The following is a 369-nucleotide window of genomic DNA, read 5'->3' as shown; positions in this document are numbered from 1 at the left end:
CAGTTCAAATTTCAGTTCTGGTGCGAGTTTTATTTCTTTTTCAACATCTGCCTTTCGAGTAAATCGATCTTTTTTAATAGTTCGTTTTCAGCTTCTAGTAAACGCATTTTTGCTTCAAGTCGTGCATACTTTTCCTCTATACTTAATTCTCGCTCGATAGGACGTCCTGTACTATGTTTTCGAGAATCTTCTAAACCGGTGATTCCTCGTTTTTTATAAGCTGTTCTCCACCTAGTACCTGCTCTATGAATACGTGTTATACCAATCGCTTCCACATCAAATCCCGCTTCTTCAAAAATTTCCCTTGGTAATTTTCCTGTTTCAGATTGTGCAATAAATAAGCGTTTAAACTCATCCGTATACGTAATT

Annotated in this window: 1 pseudogene; it reads right to left on the bottom strand. The window is 36.6% G+C overall.

Going from position 1 to position 369, the window contains the following annotated elements:
• Window positions 1–369 (bottom strand): annotated as a pseudogene (locus V1L66_RS22850) (HTH domain-containing protein); the annotation flags it as partial.

The organism is Lysinibacillus sp. IITD104 (assembly GCF_036698265.2).
Classification (GTDB): domain Bacteria; phylum Bacillota; class Bacilli; order Bacillales_A; family Planococcaceae; genus Lysinibacillus; species Lysinibacillus boronitolerans.
This window is presented reverse-complemented; position numbering and strand designations above follow the sequence as displayed.